We start from the raw sequence: 1,246 nt of genomic DNA, 5'->3' as shown, positions 1-1,246 counted from the left end.
CGGGCCCTGGACGAACTCGGCCCGCCCGCCACCGACGTCACCACCGACATCCCTGCCGACCTGCCTGCCGCCACCGCCGACCCGGGCCTGCTCGAACGGGTCCTGGTCAACCTCGTGGCCAACGCCCTGCGCCACAGCCCACCCGGGCGACCACCCGCCATCACCGCCAGCGCCCACGCCGGCCAGGTCGAACTCCGCGTCATCGACACCGGCCCCGGCATCCCCGAAGACCAGTGGGACCACGTCTTCCTGCCGTTCCAACGGCTCGGCGACCGCGACAACACCACCGGCGTCGGACTCGGTCTCGCCCTGTCCCGTGGCCTCGCCGAAGCGATGGGCGGCAGCATCACTCCGGAGACCACGCCCGGCGGCGGACTCACCATGGTGCTGCGGCTGCCCGCCGCCACAGCCGCCGAACCCACGGAGGGGCCACAGGAATGAGTCGGATCCTCGTCGTCGACGACGAACCACAGATCCTCCGCGCGCTGCGCATCAACCTGCGCGCCCGCGGCTACGACGTCGATGTCGCCGCCACCGGCACCGCCGCGCTCAGGACCGCCGCCAGCCACCCACCCGACCTCGTCGTGCTCGACCTCGGTCTGCCCGACCTCGACGGGGTCGACGTCATCCGAGGACTCCGCGGCTGGACCACCGTTCCGATCATTGTGCTCTCCGGCCGCGCCGGCAGCGACGACAAGGTCACCGCCCTCGACGCCGGCGCGGACGACTACGTCACCAAACCCTTCGGCGTCGACGAACTCCTCGCCCGGATCCGCGCCGTCACCCGCCGACACACGTCGGGCACCGACCCGACCGGCCCCACCGCACGACTCGGCCACCACACCGTCGACCTCGCCGCCCACACCGTCACCGCCGACGACGGCACCGAGGTCAAACTGACCCCCACCCAGTGGCGGGTCCTCGAGACACTGCTGCGCAACCCCGGCAAGCTGATCACCCAGCGCCAGCTCCTGCACGACGTCTGGGGCCCGGGTTACGAGACCGAAACCAGCTACCTACGCCAATACCTGGCCCAGCTACGCCGCAAACTCGAACCCAACCCCGCCCGGCCACGCCATCTGCTCACCGAACCCGGCATGGGCTACCGATACCAGCCATGAACGGAGAACCACCGTGGACATCCTCGGCTACCTCGCGCTGATCGTCCTCGCCGTCGGAGCGATCTTCCTCGCCGTGGCCGCCGGCGCGGGCCTTTTGAATCGGACGCCGATACGCCGTCCTCCCC

Annotated in this window: 2 protein-coding genes; both read left to right on the top strand. The window is 71.0% G+C overall.

The genetic code is table 11. From position 1 onward, the window contains the following. Positions 1-441, top strand: a 441-nt coding sequence (locus ACFHWT_RS31285; protein ID WP_416598296.1) for a sensor histidine kinase, incomplete at its 5' end; no start/stop codon positions are given. After that, entirely contained in the window at positions 438-1,121 is a 684-nt protein-coding gene (locus ACFHWT_RS31280) for a response regulator (protein WP_416598295.1), read from the top strand. The genes ACFHWT_RS31285 and ACFHWT_RS31280, both read left to right, overlap by 4 nt. The last annotated feature ends 125 nt before the right edge of the window (positions 1,122-1,246 follow it).

The sequence above is a fragment of the Micromonospora sp. LOL_021 genome, from assembly GCF_048060215.1.
In the GTDB taxonomy this organism is placed as follows: Bacteria; Actinomycetota; Actinomycetes; order Mycobacteriales; family Micromonosporaceae; genus Micromonospora_E.
Note: the sequence above shows the minus strand (reverse complement) of the source record. Positions and strands in the feature narration are given on the sequence as shown.